Genomic DNA, 17,068 nt, shown 5'->3' on the forward strand with positions numbered 1-17,068 from the left:
CCGCGCATGCTGCTCGGTGAAGTTGGCGAGGGCCTGTTCGGACTCGGCCAGCTTGGCGCGTTCCTTCTCGATGACCGCAGGCGGTGCCTTGTCGACGAAGGCGGCGTTGGAGAGCTTGCCGCCCACGCGTTGCACTTCGCCTTGCAGACGCTGGATTTCCTTGTTCAGGCGCGCCAGCTCGGCATCCTTGTCGATCAGGCCAGCCATAGGCACCAGCACTTGCAGGTCACCGACCAAGGCAGTGGCCGACAACGGCGCCTCATCAGCATCCCCCAGGACGGTGAACGACTCGACCTTGGCCAGTTTCTTCAGCAGCGCTTCGTTTTCCTGCAGGCGGCGCTGGTCGTCGGCGTTGGCGTTCTTCAGGAACAGCGGCAGTGGCTTGCCTGGGCCGATGTTCATTTCGGCGCGGATATTGCGCAGGCCGACCATCAGCTCCTTCAGCCACTCGATGTCGCCTTCGGCAGCCGCGTCGATACGGGCTTCATTGGCCACTGGCCAAGGCTGCAGCATGATGGTCTTGCCTTCGATACCGGCCAGCGGCGCGATACGCTGCCAGATTTCTTCGGTAATGAAAGGCATGAACGGGTGCGCCAGGCGCAGCGCCACTTCCAGTACGCGCACCAAAGTGCGGCGGGTGCCACGGGCGCGCTCGACCGGGGCGTTTTCGTCCCACAGTACCGGCTTGGACAGTTCCAGGTACCAATCGCAGTACTGGTTCCAGATGAACTCGTACAGCGCCTGGCTGGCCAGGTCGAAGCGGAACTGCTCCAGCTGGCGGGTCACTTCGGCTTCGGTGCGCTGCAGCTGCGAGATGATCCAGCGGTCAGCCAGCGACAGCTCGTAGGCTTCGCCGTTCTGGCCGCAGTCCTCGCCCTTGTCCAGCACATAGCGGGCGGCGTTCCAGATCTTGTTGCAGAAGTTGCGGTAGCCTTCGACGCGGCCCATGTCGAACTTGATGTCGCGGCCAGTGGAGGCCAGCGAGCAGAAGGTGAAGCGCAGGGCGTCGGTGCCGTAGCTGGCGATACCCTCGGGGAACTCGGCCTTGGTCTGCTTGGCGATTTTCTCGGCCAGCTTGGGCTGCATCATGCCGCTGGTGCGTTTTTCCAGAAGGGCGTCGAGGGTAATGCCGTCGACGATGTCCAGCGGGTCGAGGACGTTGCCCTTGGACTTGGACATCTTCTGGCCCTGGCCGTCGCGTACCAGGCCGTGCACATACACGGTCTTGAACGGTACCTGCGGGGTGCCATCTTCGTTCTTGATCAGGTGCATGGTCAGCATGATCATGCGCGCAACCCAGAAGAAGATGATGTCGAAGCCGGTTACCAGCACATCGGTGGAGTGGAACTTCTTGAGGAACTCGGTCTGTTCCGGCCAGCCCAGGGTGGAGAAGGTCCACAGGCCCGAGCTGAACCAGGTGTCGAGTACGTCGTCGTCCTGGCGCAGGGCCACGTCGGCGCCCAGGTTGTGCTTGGCACGCACTTCGGCTTCGTCGCGGCCAACGTAGACCTGGCCGGCCTCGTCGTACCACGCCGGGATGCGATGGCCCCACCACAGCTGGCGGCTGATGCACCAGTCCTGGATGTCACGCATCCAGGAGAAGTACATGTTCTCGTACTGCTTGGGCACGAACTGGATGCGGCCATCTTCCACGGCAGCGATGGCAGGTTCTGCCAGCGGCTTGGTGGAAACGTACCACTGGTCGGTCAGCCACGGCTCGATGACGGTGCCCGAACGGTCACCTTTCGGTACTTTCAGGGCGTGGTCGTCAATGCTCACCAGCAGGCCCTGGGCGTCCAGGTCGGCAACGATCTGCTTGCGCGCGACGAAGCGGTCGAGGTTGGCGTACTGGGCCGGCAGGCGGGTGTCGACCTGCTCGTTGACGCTGCCGTCGAGGTTGAACGCCTGGGCACTGGCCAGCACGAAGGCGTTCTTGTCGAAGATGTTCAGCAGTGGCAGGTTGTGGCGCTTGCCGACTTCATAGTCGTTGAAGTCGTGAGCCGGGGTGATCTTCACGCAGCCGGTACCGAACTCGGGGTCGCAGTAGTCGTCGGCGATGATCGGGATGCGGCGGCCGACCAGCGGCAGTTCGACGAACTTGCCGATCAGTGCCTGGTAGCGTTCGTCGTTCGGGTTGACCGCAACGGCTGCGTCACCCAGCAGGGTTTCCGGACGGGTGGTGGCGACGACCAGGTAGTCCAGGCCTTCGGCGGTCTTGGCGCCGTCGGCGAGCGGGTAGCGCAGGTTCCACAGGTGGCCTTTTTCGTCGTGGTTTTCCACTTCGAGGTCGGAGATGGCCGTGTGCAGCTTGGTGTCCCAGTTGACCAGGCGCTTGCCGCGGTAGATCAGGCCGTCTTCATGCAGGCGCACGAAAGCTTCCTTGACCGCTTCGGACAGGCCGTCGTCCATGGTGAAGCGCTCGCGGCTCCAGTCTACCGACGAGCCCAGGCGGCGGATCTGGCGGCTGATGTTGCCGCCGGACTGGTCCTTCCATTCCCAGACCTTTTCCAGGAACTTTTCGCGGCCCAGGTCATGCCGGTTCTGGCCCTTGGCTTCGAGCTGGCGCTCGACCAGCATCTGGGTGGCGATACCGGCGTGGTCGGTACCTGGCTGCCAGAGGGTGTCGCGGCCTTGCATACGGCGGAAACGGATCAGGGCATCCATGATCGCGTTGTTGAACCCGTGGCCCATGTGCAGGCTGCCGGTCACGTTCGGCGGCGGGATCATGATGGTGTAGGACTCGCCTGCACCTTGTGGGGCGAAATAGTTCTCGGACTCCCAGGTGTTGTACCAGGAAGTTTCGATGGCGTGCGGCTGGTAGGTCTTATCCATGCGCGGCGGGACCCTGTGCATTTATTCGGGAAAGCCGGGAAGTATAACCAAGCTGGGGTGTTGAGGCGACAGCCGCTGGGGCTGCTTTGCAGCCCATTCGCGGCGCAAGGCCGCTCCTACAGGGATCGCGGTGCCTGCAGAAGCGGCCTTGTGCCGCGAATGGGCCGCAAAGCGGCCCCGGAATATCACTCGGTACGCTTGATCAAGCGCTCGATCCGCGCATCCAGCCGGCGCTTGATCTCGTTTTCGATATGCGGGGTGAAGTCGTTGATCACGTCCTGCATGATCATCTGCGCCGCTGCGCGCAGCTCGCTTTCCAGGTGCAGCAGGGTGTCCTGCCGGCGGGTCTGCGGGTCTTCCTCGGGCTCGACAGCGATCGGTTTGCTATCAGGTGCAGGGTGACCGGCAGGTTCTTCCAGCAGCAACGGGATCTGCTCCACCGTCTCGGTCAGCAGCGGCGGTTGCAGGTCGGCATCGCCAAGCAGCTGGCGGATCGACTCGAGGTCATCGAGCAGATGGGCGGAGTCGGGCAAAGGGGAGGGCTTGTCCATCGTCGTCAAAGTCGCTGTAAGCGGTGGTCTTGCAGAGCATAGCCCTGTTCGCGGTAGAAACGGAATCGTTCACGGGCGGATTGGCGGATGCCAGGCTCTTCCACCACGATTTCGGCCACGCGCTCGAACTGGCCGACGAAGCCCGGCACGCCGGCCCCCAGGTTGATCAGCAGGTCGCGGTGATCGCCCGCGCTGTCATCCAGGCCAAGGGCCACGCCGGCATCGGCATGCAGCTCGGCCAGGTCGTGGGGCACGAAGGCCTCACCCTTGAAGCGCCACAAACGCAGGTCCAGCTCGTTGCGCTGCTCGGCATCCTGGCAATGCAGATAGACCCGGTGACCGAGGCGCCAGGCCTTTTCGCACAGTTTGCAGGCGAAATCGAGCCGCGCCGACAGCGAGTCGGTGGGCAAGATGTAGAAGTCGACTTTGCTCATGGTGGTCATCGCCGGCCGATGGTGCGCTAGACACCACCGGCCTCACGGCATCAGGCGCCAGCGCGGTCCAGCAGGTACTGGGTCAGCAGGGGCACCGGGCGGCCTGTGGCGCCCTTGTCCTTGCCACCACTGATCCAGGCGGTACCGGCGATGTCCATGTGCGCCCAGTTGTAGGCCTTGGCGAAGCGCGACAGGAAGCAGCCTGCGGTGATGGTCCCGGCCTTCGGCCCGCCGATGTTGCCCATGTCGGCGAACGGGCTGTCCAGCTGCTCCTGGTATTCGTCGAACAGCGGCAATTGCCAGGCACGGTCGTCGGCGCGCTTGCCAGCGTCGAGCAACTGGCCGACCAGGTCGTCGTTGTTGCCCATCAGGCCGGTGGTGTGGCTGCCCAGGGCGACGATGCAGGCGCCGGTCAGGGTGGCGATGTCGATCACCGCCTGCGGCTTGAAGCGCTCGGCGTAGGTCAGGGTGTCGCACAGCACCAGGCGGCCTTCGGCGTCGGTGTTGAGAATTTCCACGGTCTGGCCGCTCATGGTGGTGACGATGTCACCCGGGCGGGTGGCGCCGCCGCTTGGCATGTTCTCGGCGCAGGCCAGCAGGCATACCAGGTTGATTGGCAGTTGCAGTTCAAGCACTGCACGCAGGGTGCCGAGCACGCTGGCAGCGCCGCACATGTCGTACTTCATTTCGTCCATGCCGGCGCCTGGCTTGAGGCTGATGCCGCCGGTATCGAAGGTGATGCCCTTGCCCACCAGCACGAACGGCTTGTCAGCCTTCTTGCCGCCCTGGTAGTTGAGCACGATCAGGCGCGGTGGCTGGTCGCTGCCCTGGCCCACGGCGTAGAACGCGCCCATGCCCAGGTCCTTGATCTTCTTCTCGTCCAGTACCTCGACCTTCAGCGCCTTGTGCGCCTTGCCCAGGTCCTTGGCCTGTTCGGCGAGGAAACTTGGGTGGCACAGGTTAGGCGGCAGGTTGCCCAGGTCGCGGGTGAAGGCCATGCCGGTGGCAATGGCGCTGGCGTGCTTGACGGCACGCTCGACTTCCGCCTGGCCGGCCTTGTCGGCCAGCAGGGTGACTTTTTTCAGGGCGCGTGGCTCGACCTTCTGGCTCTTGAAGCGGTCGAACACGTACTCGCCGTCGAGCAGGGTTTCTGCCAGCAGGCGGTATTTGCCGTAGTGGGCATCGCGGTTGTTGACTGCGACATCGTCCAGGGCCAGCACGGCATCGGCGCCATTCAGGCCCTTGAGCACGCCGGCCACGCTGGCGACCAGTTTGCGCCAGGTGCGGTCACCCAGGGCTTCGTCCTTGCCACTGCCCACCAGCAGCACGCGCTCAGCTTTCAGGCCCTGCAGGTTCTGCAGCAGCAGGGTCTGGCCTGGCTTGCCAACCAGGTCGCCGCGTTTGAGCACAGCGCTGATGGCACCTTCGCTGGCCAGGTCGACCGCCTTGGCAACGGCGCCAAGCTTGCGGTTTTCACCTACCGGAATGACCAGGGTGGCAGTTTTTACGGATGCAGCAGCTACGCTTTTTACAACCAGTTCCATGTCAGGGTCCCCGAATGATCGATACAAGTGGCGCTGTGTGTTCCAGCGCTCAGGACGGGCTTGGCCGCGTAGTCGCGCGCCAGCGGAAAAGCTGCCAGTTTGAGCCTGCGGCAAGCGTGCTGACAACCCCGATATGCGCCTTCATGCGCGGCCAAGTGACAGGCGCGGTCAATCACAGGATAATGCGCGCACTTTACATGGAGGTTCGCCTTTGGCGAACCGGCATTGGTCTTGGCTGTACTAAGTCATTGTTTGGCGCCATTGCATGGCAGTCCGCCCTGACAACCCAGGAGTGTCTGGTTTGATCGTCTTTCGTTATCTGTCCCGCGAGGTCCTGGTGACCTTGAGCGCCGTCAGCGCAGTGCTGCTGGTGATCATCATGAGTGGGCGCTTCATCAAATATCTGGCCCAGGCCGCTCAGGGCGTGCTCGATCCGGGCGTGCTGTTCCTGATCATGGGCTTCCGGCTGCCGGGTTTCCTGCAACTGATCCTGCCTCTGGGGCTGTTCCTCGGCATTTTGCTGGCTTACGGGCGGCTGTACCTGGAAAGCGAGATGACCGTGCTGTCTGCAACCGGTATGAGCCAGCAGCGCCTGTTGGGGCTGACCATGGCGCCGGCGGCCCTGGTTGCCCTGCTGGTGGCCTGGCTGAGCCTGAGCCTTGCGCCGTTGGGCGTTGCCCAGGTGCAGCAGATCATTGCCCAGCAGGACACGCTGACCGAGTTCGACACCTTGGTGCCGGGCCGCTTCCAGACCCTGCGTGACGGTTCGCGGGTGACCTACACCGAGCAGCTGTCGGACGACCGCGTCAACCTGTCCGGGGTGTTCATCTCCGAGAAGCGCTTCAACCAGGACAAGACCAAGGACCGTGCCCCGTCGGTACTGGTCGCTGAAAAGGGTCACCAGGAGATCCAGGCCGACGGTAACCGCTACCTGGTGCTGGAAAACGGCTACCGCTATGACGGCAATCCTGGTCAGGCCGATTACCGTGCGATCAAGTACGACACCTATGGCGTGCAGCTGCCCAAACCGGAAGTGGCCGAAGAAGTGACCGAGCGCGAAGCCATTCCCACTTCCGAGCTGATCGGCAAGGAGGGCCTGCGAGAGCGCGCCGAGCTGCAGTGGCGGTTGTCGCTGCCGATCCTGGTATTCGTCGTTACCTTGCTGGCGGTGCCGCTGTCCCGGGTCAACCCCCGTCAGGGCCGCTTCCTCAAGCTGCTGCCGGCAATTCTTTTGTACATGGCTTACCTGACAATGCTGATTTCCGTACGTGGTGCCCTCGAGAAGGGCAAATTGCCGATTGGCCTGGGCATGTGGTGGGTCCACGGCCTGTTCCTGTTGATCGGCCTTGGCCTGTTGTACTGGGAACCGCTGCGCCTCAAGCGTGCCGCCCGTCGTGCGGAGGTGGCCCATGGGTAAGCTGGACCGCTACATCGGCCAGAGCGTGCTGCTGGCCATTCTGGCTGTGCTGGGCATCATCCTCGGCCTGGCCTCGCTGTTCGCCTTCATCGACGAGATGGGCGACCTGAGTGATACCTACACGTTGATGGAGGCCGGCAACTTCGTCCTGCTGACAGCACCCCGGCGGCTCTATGACATGCTGCCGATGGCGGCCTTGATCGGCTGCCTGATCGGCCTGGGCAGCCTGGCCAGCAGCAGCGAACTGACCATCATGCGTGCGGCCGGGGTGTCTATCGGCCGCATCGTCTGGGCGGTGATGAAGCCGATGCTGGTGCTGATGCTGGTAGGGCTGCTGATCGGCGAATACGTGGCACCGGTGACCGAGAACAAGGCCCAGGCCGACCGTTCCCTGGCCCAGGGCGGTGGTGAGGCGCAGAGCTCCAAGCGCGGCATGTGGCACCGCCAGGGTGAAGAATATGTGCACATCAACTCCGTACAGCCCAACGGCCTGCTGCTGGGTGTGACCCGTTACCGCTTCGACAGCGAGCGCAAGATCGTCACCTCAAGCTTCGCCCGCCGCGCGCAGTACCAGAACGACCACTGGCTGCTCGCCGACGTGCGTACCACCTACTTCCGTGGCGACCACACCGAAGTGGTCGGCGCGCCGCAGGAGCGCTGGGACGTTTCGCTCACGCCAGAACTGCTCAATACCGTGATCCTGGCGCCGGAGTCGCTGTCCATTACCGGGTTGTGGGATTACATCCACTACCTGTCCGACCAGGGCCTGAACAATGCCCGTTACTGGTTGGCGTTCTGGACCAAGGTGCTGCAGCCGATGGTTACGGCGGCGCTGGTGCTGATGGCGATCTCGTTCATCTTCGGCCCGCTGCGTTCGGTCACCCTGGGCCAGCGTGTGTTCACCGGTGTGCTGGTGGGTTTCGTGTTCCGTATTGCCCAGGACCTGCTGGGGCCTTCTAGCCAGGTGTTCGGCTTCCCGCCGCTGCTGGCGGTGGTGATCCCGGCGGGGATCTGCGCCTTGGCCGGTGTCTGGCTGTTGCGTCGGGCGGGTTGATGGCCTGAGCTTCATGAAAAAGCCGACCTCAGGGTCGGCTTTTTTGTGGCTGATGGCCCTATGGCCGTAGTAGGCAACACAACGCTCAAGTCATTTCTTTTGCTTCGGTACCCGCACCAGCTGGCTTTCCGAATAGATGTCATGCCAGCCACGCTTTCGCTTGTCGATCAACACCCAGAAAAAACCCAGCCCCAGGCACAGCCATGAGGCAATGGATACCACGAAGCGCAACAATGCCTGCCACAGGCTGATGGCTGAGCCATCGGCATTCTGCACGCGCACGCCCCACACCTGCATGCCCAGCGTCTGCCCGCCATGGGTCCAGAACTTGGCAAAGAAGCCGAACAAGGCGAACAGCAGTACCGTCGACAGTAGCGGGTCGCCATCCAGTGCACCGGCCTCGGTCAGCTCACGCATGCGCGCTTCGCCAATGATCGCCATCTGGATCAGCTTGTAGGCACCGGCGGTCACGATCAGCAGTGCAGTACACAGCAGGAAGTCGTAGAACATCGCGGCCAGTCGTCGGCCAAAGCCAGCGGCGGGAAAGTCACCCTGTGGGAGAAGGTGGGGCTTGGGCATCGCTGGGCAGCTCCGAATGGAAAAGGCTCATTCTATGGAATTGCAAGCAAAAAAAAGCCCCTGCGCGTCAACGCAGGGGCTCTTTTATAGAAGTTTCAGCCTTCTGCCTGGACTTCGTCAGCCTGCATGCCCTTTTGGCCTTGCACAGCAATGAAGGTCACCTTCTGGCCTTCTTTCAGGCTCTTGAAGCCGTTACCTTGGATTGCGCGGAAGTGCACGAACAGATCCGGACCGCTTTCTGGGGTGATGAAGCCGTAACCTTTTTCGTCATTGAACCACTTGACGGTACCGTTCTGACGCTCAGCCATTGTCTTATTTCCTATGAAACTAATTTTTGATGACAGTTTCTTCTGCATTGTTTGTAAGCAAAAGATTACTGGGCTGGGTTGCAGGAAAGTAAGAGACGTCGAACGGGTTGTAGCAGATTGCGGCTACTGGCCCAGGTCACGAACTGTTGCGACCCATGCAAACACAGTACAGTGACTCTACGCCAACTCCCGAGCGAAAAACAAGCCCTTGCCCGCACGGAAAATCGATCGCTTGCCGATAACCGACCGAGTTGTCGGAAACGGCATGGCGCCTGGCCTGGCGCCATGTTCAAAAGTTATTGGGCAGGTTCGAAATCGAATATCTCGAACCTGACCGCAACCTTCACAAAGCCGTTTCAGCCACGGTAGTAACGTTGCGCCACGAAAGGCATTTTGCTGACCTTCAGGGCAACCTTCTTGCCACGCACTACGGCAAACAGTGCGGTATCGAGTGCAGCATGTTCATTATCGACATAACCCATTGCAACCGGTGCGCCGAGTGTCGGCCCGAAGCCACCGCTGCACACTTTGCCCACCGGTTTATCGTTGGCATCAACAATATCGGCGCCTTCACGTACCGGCGTGCGCTCCTGGGGCAACAGGCCAACACGTTTGCGCGCCACACCGTCGCGCTGGTGGGCAAAGATCGCTTCGGCGCCGGGGAAGCCGGCAGCACGTGCACCGTCGGCACGGCGCACCTTGGAAATCGCCCACAGCAGGCTGGCTTCGATCGGGGTCGTCTCGGTATTCATGTCATGGCCATACAGGCACAGGCCGGCTTCCAGGCGCAGCGAGTCCCGCGCGCCCAGGCCAATGGGCTGTACTTCGGGCTCGGCCAGCAGGCTGCGGGCCAAGGCGTCGGCGGCATGGACCGGTACCGAAATTTCGTAGCCGTCTTCGCCGGTGTAGCCTGAGCGGCTGACGAAGCAGTCTTCACCCAGCAGTTTTACCGGCCGGAACTGCATGAAGGTCATGCCGGCCACTTCCGGGGCCATGCGCTCCAGCACCTTGACCGCGGCCGGCCCTTGCAGGGCGAGCAGGGCACGTTGGTCGAACAGCGGCTGCACCTCGCAACGGCTCCCGATGTGTGTTTGCAGGTGGGCCAGGTCCTGGTCCTTGCAGGCTGCGTTGACCACCAGGAACAGGGTATCGTCGCCCAGGTTGGCAACCATCAGGTCGTCAAGGATGCCGCCTTGTTCATTGGTGAACATGGCATAGCGCTGCATGCCCACCGGCAGGTCGATGATATCCACCGGCACCAGGCTTTCCAGGGCCTTGGCGGCATCGGCACCGCGCAGGATGATCTGGCCCATGTGCGAGACATCGAACAGGCCGGCCTGCTCGCGGGTGTGCAAATGCTCCTTGAGCACGCCCAGCGGGTACTGCACCGGCATGTCGTAGCCGGCGAACGGCACCATGCGCGCACCCAGTTCCAGGTGCAGGGCGTGCAGTGGGGTCTTGAGCAGTGTTTCGGACATCGGTGACTCCTTGGTTTTATTGTGGGGTCAACATTCGATGATGTTGACGGCAAGACCGCCGCGGGCGGTCTCCTTGTATTTGCTTTTCATATCGGCGCCGGTCTGGCGCATGGTGCGGATGACCTTGTCGAGCGACACGAAGTGCTGCCCGTCGCCGCGCAAGGCCATGCGCACGGCGTTGATCGCCTTCACCGAGCCCATGGCATTGCGCTCGATGCAGGGCACCTGAACCAAGCCGCCGATCGGGTCGCAGGTCAGGCCCAGGTTGTGTTCCATGCCGATTTCGGCAGCGTTCTCCACCTGTTGCACGCTGCCCCCCATCACTTCGCACAGTGCCCCCGCCGCCATGGAGCACGCCACGCCGACCTCGCCCTGGCAGCCCACTTCGGCGCCGGAGATAGAGGCATTCTCCTTGTACAGGATGCCGATGGCTGCGGCAGTGAGCAGAAAACGCACCACCCCGTCTTCGCTGGCGCCCGGCACGAAGCGCATGTAGTAGTGCAGCACCGCCGGGACGATGCCCGCCGCGCCATTGGTGGGCGCGGTAACCACACGCCCGCCATTGGCATTTTCCTCGTTCACCGCCAGGGCATAGAGGTTGACCCAGTCGAGCACCGACAGCGCATCGCGCAGGCTGGCCTCCGGGTGACGGCTCAGCTGGCGGTACAGGGCTGGGGCCCGCCGCTTGACCTTGAGCCCGCCTGGCAGAATGCCCTCATGCTGGCAGCCGGCATCGACACAATCCTGCATCACTTGCCAGATACGCAGCAGCCCGGCGCGGGTTTCTGCCTCCGGGCGCCAGGCGGCCTCATTGGCCAGCATCACCTGGCTTACCGACAGGTTCTGCGTGGTGCAGTGGCCAAGCAGTTCCTTGGCGGTTTTGAACGGGTAGGGCAGCACGGTGCTGTCCTCGACGATGCGGTCGTGGCCGGCGGCATCCTCGTCGACCACGAAACCACCGCCCACCGAGTAGTATTCGCGGCTGCGGATTTGCAGGCCGGCGTCGTCGAAGGCGCGGAAGATCATGCCGTTGGGGTGGTAGTCCAGTGGCTTGCGGATCATTGCCAGGTGTTGTTTCTCGTTAAAGGCAATGTCGAGTTCGCCGAGCACACGCAGGCGGCCGCTGTCGCGGATCACTTGCAGGCGCGCGGGGATGGATTCGGTGTCGACGGTGTCCGGGTGCTCGCCTTCGAGGCCGAGCAAGACCGCCTTGTCGCTGCCGTGGCCCTTGCCGGTTGCGCCCAGCGAGCCATACAGCTCGGCCTTGACGCTGGCGGTGCGGGTGAGCAGGTCATCACGGCGCAGCCCTTCGGCGAACCGTGCGGCGGCGCGCATCGGGCCGACCGTGTGGGAGCTGGAGGGGCCGATGCCGATCTTGAACAGGTCGAAGACGCTCAGTGACATGGTGGTTCCTCCAGCCAGGGATATTAGGCGGACGGTGAAGCCTGTGGGGGCGGGCGCGCCCGCTCCCACAGAGGTCCACCTCAAGTCAGGTAGCGGGCCTGAGCGCAATCAGGCGTCCTGATAGCTCTCGATCGACGGGCAGGCGCACACCAGGTTGCGGTCGCCGAACACGTTGTCGACCCGGCCAACCGGCGGCCAGTACTTGCTTTCCACCAGGCTTGGCAGCGGGTAAACCGCTTGTTCGCGGCTGTAGCCGTGGGCCCATTCGCCAACCAGTTCGGCCGCAGTGTGCGGAGCGTTCTTGAGCGGGTTGTCGTCCTTGTCCACGGTACCGCTCTCGACCGCACGGATTTCTTCGCGGATCTGGATCATCGCGTCGCAGAAGCGGTCCAGTTCTTCCTTGGACTCGCTTTCGGTCGGTTCGATCATCAGCGTGCCGGCCACCGGGAAGGACATGGTCGGGGCGTGGAAGCCGAAGTCGATCAGGCGCTTGGCCACGTCGTCGACGCTGATGCCGCTGGTGTCCTTCAGCGGGCGCAGGTCGAGGATGCATTCGTGGGCCACCAGGCCATTGCCACCGGTATACAGAACAGGATAGTGCTCTTCCAGGCGGCGGGCGATGTAGTTGGCGTTCAGAATGGCCATCTGCGAAGCACGCTTGAGGCCGGCACCGCCCATCATGCGGATGTACATCCAGGTGATCGGCAGGATGCTGGCGCTGCCGAACGGTGCGGCGCACACCGCACCTTGGGTGTTTTCCAGCTGCGCGTGGCCAGGCAGGAACGGCGCCAGGTGCGACTTGACGCCAATCGGGCCAACGCCTGGGCCGCCACCACCGTGCGGGATGCAGAAGGTCTTGTGCAGGTTCAGGTGGGACACATCGCCGCCGAACTTGCCCGGGGCGCACAGGCCGACCATGGCGTTCATGTTGGCGCCGTCAATGTACACCTGGCCACCGTTATCGTGAATGATCGCGCAGATTTCGCCGATCGCTTCTTCGAACACACCGTGGGTCGACGGGTAGGTGATCATGATCGCGGCCAGGCGCTCGCGGTGCTCGATGGCCTTGGCGCGCAGGTCCTCGACATCGACGTTGCCGCGGGCGTCACAGGCGGTAACGACGACGCGCATGCCAGCCATGTGTGCGGTGGCCGGGTTGGTGCCGTGGGCCGACGACGGGATCAGGCAGATGTCGCGGTGCGCTTCGCCACGGCTGCGGTGGTAGGCGCGGATAGCCAGCAGGCCTGCATATTCGCCCTGGGAGCCGGCGTTGGGCTGCAGCGACACGGCGTCATAGCCGGTGGCGGCGCAGAGCATGGCTTCCAGCTCGGTGGTCATCTGCAGGTAGCCCTGGCTCTGTGCGGCCGGGGCGAACGGGTGCAGGTTGCCGAACTCGGCCCAGGTGACCGGGATCATTTCGCTGGCGGCGTTCAGCTTCATGGTGCATGAGCCCAGCGGGATCATGCTGCGGTCCAGTGCCAGGTCCTTGTCGGCCAGGCGGCGCAGGTAGCGCATCAGCTCGGTTTCGCTGTGATAGCGGTTGAATACCGGGTGTTCGAGAATGGCCGACTGGCGCAGCAGGGCAGCCGGCAGCAGGGAGCCGGTGCTGGCTGCCAGTGCGCTGAAGTCAGGCTGTGCCTGCTCGCCACCCAACAGCTGCCACAGCGACTCGACGTCAGCCTGGGTGCTGGTTTCGTCCAGCGACAGGCCGACATGTGCGGCGTCTACCTGGCGCAGGTTGATGCCCTGGGCGCGTGCCTTGTCATGCAGGCTGGCAGTGGTACCGCCGGTGGCCAGGGTCAGGGTGTCGAAGGCGCTGCCGCCCACCACCGATACGCCCAGCGCCTTCAGGCCGGCGGCCAGAATCGCGGTCAGCGCATGGGTACGCTCGGCAATGCGCTTGAGGCCGGCCGGGCCGTGGTAAACGGCGAACATGCTGGCGATGTTGGCCAGCAGCACCTGGGCGGTGCAGATGTTGCTGGTGGCCTTTTCGCGACGGATGTGCTGCTCGCGGGTCTGCATGGCCAGGCGCAGGGCAGTTTTGCCGAAGCGGTCGATCGACACGCCGACCAGGCGGCCCGGCATGTCGCGCTTGAACGCGTCACGGGTGGCGAAGTAGGCCGCGTGCGGGCCACCGAAGCCCAGTGGTACGCCAAAACGCTGGGCGCTGCCGATGGCCACGTCGGCGTCGAACTCGCCCGGTGGGGTCAGCAGGGTCAGGGCCAGCAGGTCGGCCGCGACGGCGACCAGGGCATTGGCGGCGTGGAAGCGCTGTACCACTTCACGGTAGTCGAACACTTCACCGTTGCTGGCCGGGTATTGCAGCAGGGCGCCGAAGAAGGCGCTGACATCCCCCAGCTCGCGCTCGTCACCGACCACCACCTCGATACCCAGCGGCTCGGCACGGGTGCGCAGCACGTCGAGGGTTTGCGGGTGGCAGTGCACGGAGGCGAAGAAGGCGTGGCTGGCCTTGTTCTTCGACAGGCGCTTGCAGAACGTCATGGCCTCGGCCGCAGCAGTGGCTTCGTCGAGCAGGGAGGCGTTGGCGATCGGCAGGCCGGTCAGGTCGCTGATCAGGGTCTGGAAGTTCAGCAGCGCTTCCAGGCGGCCTTGGGAGATTTCTGGCTGGTACGGGGTGTAGGCGGTGTACCAGGCAGGGTTTTCCAGCAGGTTGCGCAGGATCGGCGCTGGGGTGTGGGTGTTGTAGTAGCCCTGGCCGATGTAGCTTTTGAACAGCTGGTTCTTGCCGGCGATGGCCTTGAGCGCAGCGAGCGCGTCGGCTTCGCTCTGGCCATCGTGCGAGCCAAGCACGCTGGTGCCCTTGATGCTGTCGGGGATGACTGCGGCGGTCATGGCGTCCAGCGAGTCGAAGCCCAGGGCGGCGAGCATGGCCTGCTCGTCAGCGGCGCGCGGGCCGATGTGACGGGCAATGAATTCGTTGGCGGTACCGAGGTTGATGGTCATTGCGGAACTCCTCAGGCGTCGTCGTTGGCTTTGATAAGGCGGTCGTAGGCGTCCTGGTCGAGCAGGGCGGTAACTTCGCTCCTGTCGGCTGGGTTGAAGCGGAAGAACCAGCCTTCGCCCATCGGGTCTTCGTTGACCAGTTCAGGGCTGCTTTCGAGCTGGCCGTTGACCTCGACCACTTCACCGGCCAGGGGCATATACACGCCGCTGGCGGCCTTGACCGATTCGACGGTGGACGCTTCGCTGCCTTTTTCATACTGCTGCAACTCTGGCAGTTGCACGAACACCACATCGCCAAGGGCGTTCTGCGCGTAGGCGGTGATGCCCACGGTGACGCTGCCATCGGCTTCGACGCGCAGCCATTCGTGATCTTCAGTGAAACGCAACTCGCTCATGGGGAATCCTCGGGAAGCAGGGCGTTGGGCGCGGTGGGTCCGCGCTCTTGGGTTGGTATTCCCTTAGCAAAAACGCGGCCAATCACAAAAAATATATATAAAACAACAAGTTATTGGTTTTTTGCGTTCGCCTTGAGGTTCTTGTGGAACGAGAACGCTACAGATGGCGAAGCATAAAAAAGCGTTTGGGGATCAAACCCTTGCGCAGCCGCTTTCTAACGGGGTTGTACTGATTTCGATACGGTGTATTTAAATCGATACACCCATGGTTTCACGGGCTGTCGCTGGAACCACCGCATATCAATTCTAGGAACACAAGTTTGACCCAAGCGGCGGAATTAATAAGTTTCAAATAACCGGCTTTTTAATGAGGTTATTGCACCAATGAAACTAATCTTGATGCGTGCTGCGAAGTCAAGTTGATCAGGTAAAGATGCGGTGTCGCGATCTCAACTATTTATGTCTCCTGCATATTAGTTTGCAAATCGCTGAACTAATTATTTGCCCGCTGCGATTTTACCGGCACGGGTGCATCACCAGAATCGCCCCCCTTGAATGTTAATGCTCAGCCTGACTGCCTGGCCCGCAAAGTGGGTCAGGAAGGCTGTCGGGCAACCAGGTGTCTCGCCGTCTGGGCGGATGCAACCAACACCGGATACCAGGAAAGGAAAGTGTCATGGGAATGACGAGGCGTAAGTTTTTGATCGGCGGTGGCGTCTTGGCTGTTGCGGGGGGCGCGGGGATTCTGACCCCCCTGCTGACGCGCGAAGGCAGGCTGATCCCCGGCAAACCACGGTTTGGTTTTGTAGGGGGCACTGAGGGAGAGCTGCCCAAGCAGGCGGATGTAGTCGTCGTTGGCGCGGGCATTCTTGGGCTCATGACGGCGATCAACCTGGTCGAACGTGGCCTTTCCGTAGTTGTCGTTGAAAAAGGTGAAATTGCCGGCGAGCAGTCGTGCAGGTTTTATGGTCAGGTGATGACCTACAAGATGCCGGACGCAACTTTCCAGTTGCACCATCTTGCCAAGCAACGTTGGCGTGAAATGAATGCCAAAGTGGGTGCAGATACCAGCTATCGCACGCAAGGTCGGGTGGAAGTGCCGTTCGATGAAGAGGACCTGGAAGGCGTCAGGCAGTGGATCGATAGCAAAGGCCGTGAAGTGGCAGCGGATATACCGTTCAACACGCGAATCATCCAGGGCAATGAACTTGAACAGCGTCTGCGTGGAGCATCGTCAAACTGGAAGGTCGCGGGTTTCGAAGAAGATTCCGGTAGCCTCGATGCCGAGCGCGCATCGTTTGTCATGGCGGAGTACGCCAAGAAAATGGGCGTGCGTATCTACACCCACTGCGCCGCAAGAGGGCTGGAGACCCAGGCGGGAGCCATCTCTGATGTGGTGACCGAGAAGGGCGCCATCCGGACTTCGCGGGTGGTCGTGGCGGGTGGGGCTTGGTCCAGGCTGTTCATGCAGAACCTGGGGGTCGATGTGCCGACCTTGCCCGCTTACCAGTCCCAGCAAATCATCAGTGCGGCCCCCCGTGCACCCGGCGGCAACGTTGCATTGCCGGGGAATATCTACTTCCGTGAGCAGGCCGACGGTACCTACGCCACTTCGCCACGCGTCGTGGTTGCCCCGGTAGTGAAAGAGTCGTTCATGTACGGCTACAAGTACCTGCCTCTGCTGGCCATCCCGGACTTCCCGGTGCACATCTCGCTCAACAAGCAGCTCATTGATTCGTTCATTCAGCCAACCCACTGGAGGCTGGACGAAGTTTCGCCTTTCGAGAAAAACCGGCTGATGACGGCGGCCCCGGACCTTCCGGAGCTGAATGCATCTCTGGAAAAACTCAAGGTCGAGTTCCCTGCCTTCAGTGATGCGAAGCTGATCGATCAGTGGAGCGGTGCGATGGCCATTGCTCCGGATGAGAACCCCATCATCTCGCAGGTCAACGAGTACCCGGGGCTGGTCCTCAACACCGCAACCGGCTGGGGAATGACGGAGAGCCCGGTGTCGTCCGAGCTGTCGGCCGATTTGCTGCTTGGCAAGGCGCCCGTGCTGGACCCGAAACCCTTCAGCCTGTATCGATTCTAAGCGCACCTGGCGCAAT

The 17,068-nt window shown here is 62.5% G+C and carries 13 protein-coding genes; 3 read left to right on the forward strand and 10 right to left on the reverse strand.

Going from position 1 to position 17,068, the window contains the following annotated elements; translation table 11 throughout:
* The 4 genes from ACK1VC_RS15695 to ACK1VC_RS15710 form a co-directional block, all read right to left on the reverse strand.
* The coding region (locus tag ACK1VC_RS15695) for a valine--tRNA ligase (RefSeq protein WP_449117982.1) at positions 1-2,832 on the reverse strand (2,832 nt) is incomplete at its 3' end.
* Positions 2,833-3,017: 185 nt separating this feature from the next.
* Positions 3,018-3,383, reverse strand: coding sequence for a hypothetical protein (locus tag ACK1VC_RS15700; RefSeq protein WP_016485061.1), 366 nt, complete (start codon positions 3,381-3,383; stop codon positions 3,018-3,020).
* 5 nt (positions 3,384-3,388) lie between these two features.
* On the reverse strand, positions 3,389-3,817 hold the full coding sequence (locus tag ACK1VC_RS15705) for a DNA polymerase III subunit chi (RefSeq protein WP_024717624.1): 429 nt from the start codon (positions 3,815-3,817) through the stop codon (positions 3,389-3,391).
* Positions 3,818-3,867: 50 nt separating this feature from the next.
* A complete protein-coding gene (locus tag ACK1VC_RS15710) occupies positions 3,868-5,361 on the reverse strand; it encodes a leucyl aminopeptidase (RefSeq protein WP_145913317.1) in 1,494 nt (497 codons plus the stop codon).
* Positions 5,362-5,662: 301 nt separating this feature from the next.
* On the opposite strand from ACK1VC_RS15710, the gene lptF reads away from it, so the two are divergent.
* Positions 5,663-6,778: an LPS export ABC transporter permease LptF gene (lptF, locus tag ACK1VC_RS15715; RefSeq protein ID WP_016485065.1), complete on the forward strand. Its 1,116-nt coding sequence runs from the start codon at positions 5,663-5,665 to the stop codon at positions 6,776-6,778.
* A complete protein-coding gene (lptG, locus tag ACK1VC_RS15720) occupies positions 6,771-7,832 on the forward strand; it encodes an LPS export ABC transporter permease LptG (protein ID WP_016485066.1) in 1,062 nt (353 codons plus the stop codon). Before lptF ends, lptG begins: the two co-directional genes overlap by 8 nt.
* Positions 7,833-7,922: 90 nt before the next feature.
* Here the strand turns inward: lptG and ACK1VC_RS15725 are convergent, their stop codons facing one another.
* The 6 genes from ACK1VC_RS15725 to gcvH form a co-directional block, all read right to left on the reverse strand.
* Positions 7,923-8,411 (reverse strand): RDD family protein, encoded by a 489-nt coding sequence (locus ACK1VC_RS15725; protein WP_016485067.1) that lies wholly within the window; start codon positions 8,409-8,411, stop codon positions 7,923-7,925.
* Positions 8,412-8,506: 95 nt separating this feature from the next.
* A complete protein-coding gene (locus ACK1VC_RS15730; protein ID WP_096425634.1) occupies positions 8,507-8,719 on the reverse strand; it encodes a cold-shock protein in 213 nt (70 codons plus the stop codon).
* A 356-nt stretch (positions 8,720-9,075) separates the two neighbouring features.
* Positions 9,076-10,197, reverse strand: a complete 1,122-nt coding sequence (gene gcvT / locus ACK1VC_RS15735) for a glycine cleavage system aminomethyltransferase GcvT (RefSeq protein WP_060517597.1) — start codon at positions 10,195-10,197, stop codon at positions 9,076-9,078.
* 27 nt (positions 10,198-10,224) lie between these two features.
* Positions 10,225-11,601: an L-serine ammonia-lyase gene (locus tag ACK1VC_RS15740; RefSeq protein ID WP_191087312.1), complete on the reverse strand. Its 1,377-nt coding sequence runs from the start codon at positions 11,599-11,601 to the stop codon at positions 10,225-10,227.
* 108 nt (positions 11,602-11,709) lie between these two features.
* Positions 11,710-14,565: an aminomethyl-transferring glycine dehydrogenase gene (gcvP, locus tag ACK1VC_RS15745; protein WP_191087313.1), complete on the reverse strand. Its 2,856-nt coding sequence runs from the start codon at positions 14,563-14,565 to the stop codon at positions 11,710-11,712.
* An 11-nt stretch (positions 14,566-14,576) separates the two neighbouring features.
* Complete coding sequence (gene gcvH, locus ACK1VC_RS15750; RefSeq protein ID WP_016485072.1) at positions 14,577-14,960, reverse strand: glycine cleavage system protein GcvH; 384 nt, start codon at positions 14,958-14,960, stop codon at positions 14,577-14,579.
* Between the two features lie 700 nt (positions 14,961-15,660).
* Here gcvH and ACK1VC_RS15755 point away from each other — a divergent pair.
* Positions 15,661-17,052: an NAD(P)/FAD-dependent oxidoreductase gene (locus ACK1VC_RS15755; RefSeq protein WP_197708364.1), complete on the forward strand. Its 1,392-nt coding sequence runs from the start codon at positions 15,661-15,663 to the stop codon at positions 17,050-17,052.
* Positions 17,053-17,068: the final 16 nt, after the last annotated feature.

This window comes from Pseudomonas sp. XP2 (genome assembly GCF_053557975.1).

Bases quoted from the DNA above. Each gene is read 5' to 3' on its own strand.
- gcvP (WP_191087313.1), bottom strand. From the start codon at position 14,565: ATGACCATCAACCTCGGTACCGCCAACGAATTCATTGCCCGTCACATC.
- ACK1VC_RS15725 (WP_016485067.1), bottom strand. From the start codon at position 8,411: ATGCCCAAGCCCCACCTTCTCCCACAGGGTGACTTTCCCGCCGCTGGC.
- gcvT (WP_060517597.1), bottom strand. From the start codon at position 10,197: ATGTCCGAAACACTGCTCAAGACCCCACTGCACGCCCTGCACCTGGAA.
- ACK1VC_RS15730 (WP_096425634.1), bottom strand. From the start codon at position 8,719: ATGGCTGAGCGTCAGAACGGTACCGTCAAGTGGTTCAATGACGAAAAA.
- ACK1VC_RS15710 (WP_145913317.1), bottom strand. From the start codon at position 5,361: ATGGAACTGGTTGTAAAAAGCGTAGCTGCTGCATCCGTAAAAACTGCC.
- ACK1VC_RS15705 (WP_024717624.1), bottom strand. From the start codon at position 3,817: ATGAGCAAAGTCGACTTCTACATCTTGCCCACCGACTCGCTGTCGGCG.
- ACK1VC_RS15740 (WP_191087312.1), bottom strand. From the start codon at position 11,601: ATGTCACTGAGCGTCTTCGACCTGTTCAAGATCGGCATCGGCCCCTCC.
- gcvH (WP_016485072.1), bottom strand. From the start codon at position 14,960: ATGAGCGAGTTGCGTTTCACTGAAGATCACGAATGGCTGCGCGTCGAA.
- lptG (WP_016485066.1), top strand. From the start codon at position 6,771: ATGGGTAAGCTGGACCGCTACATCGGCCAGAGCGTGCTGCTGGCCATT.
- ACK1VC_RS15700 (WP_016485061.1), bottom strand. From the start codon at position 3,383: ATGGACAAGCCCTCCCCTTTGCCCGACTCCGCCCATCTGCTCGATGAC.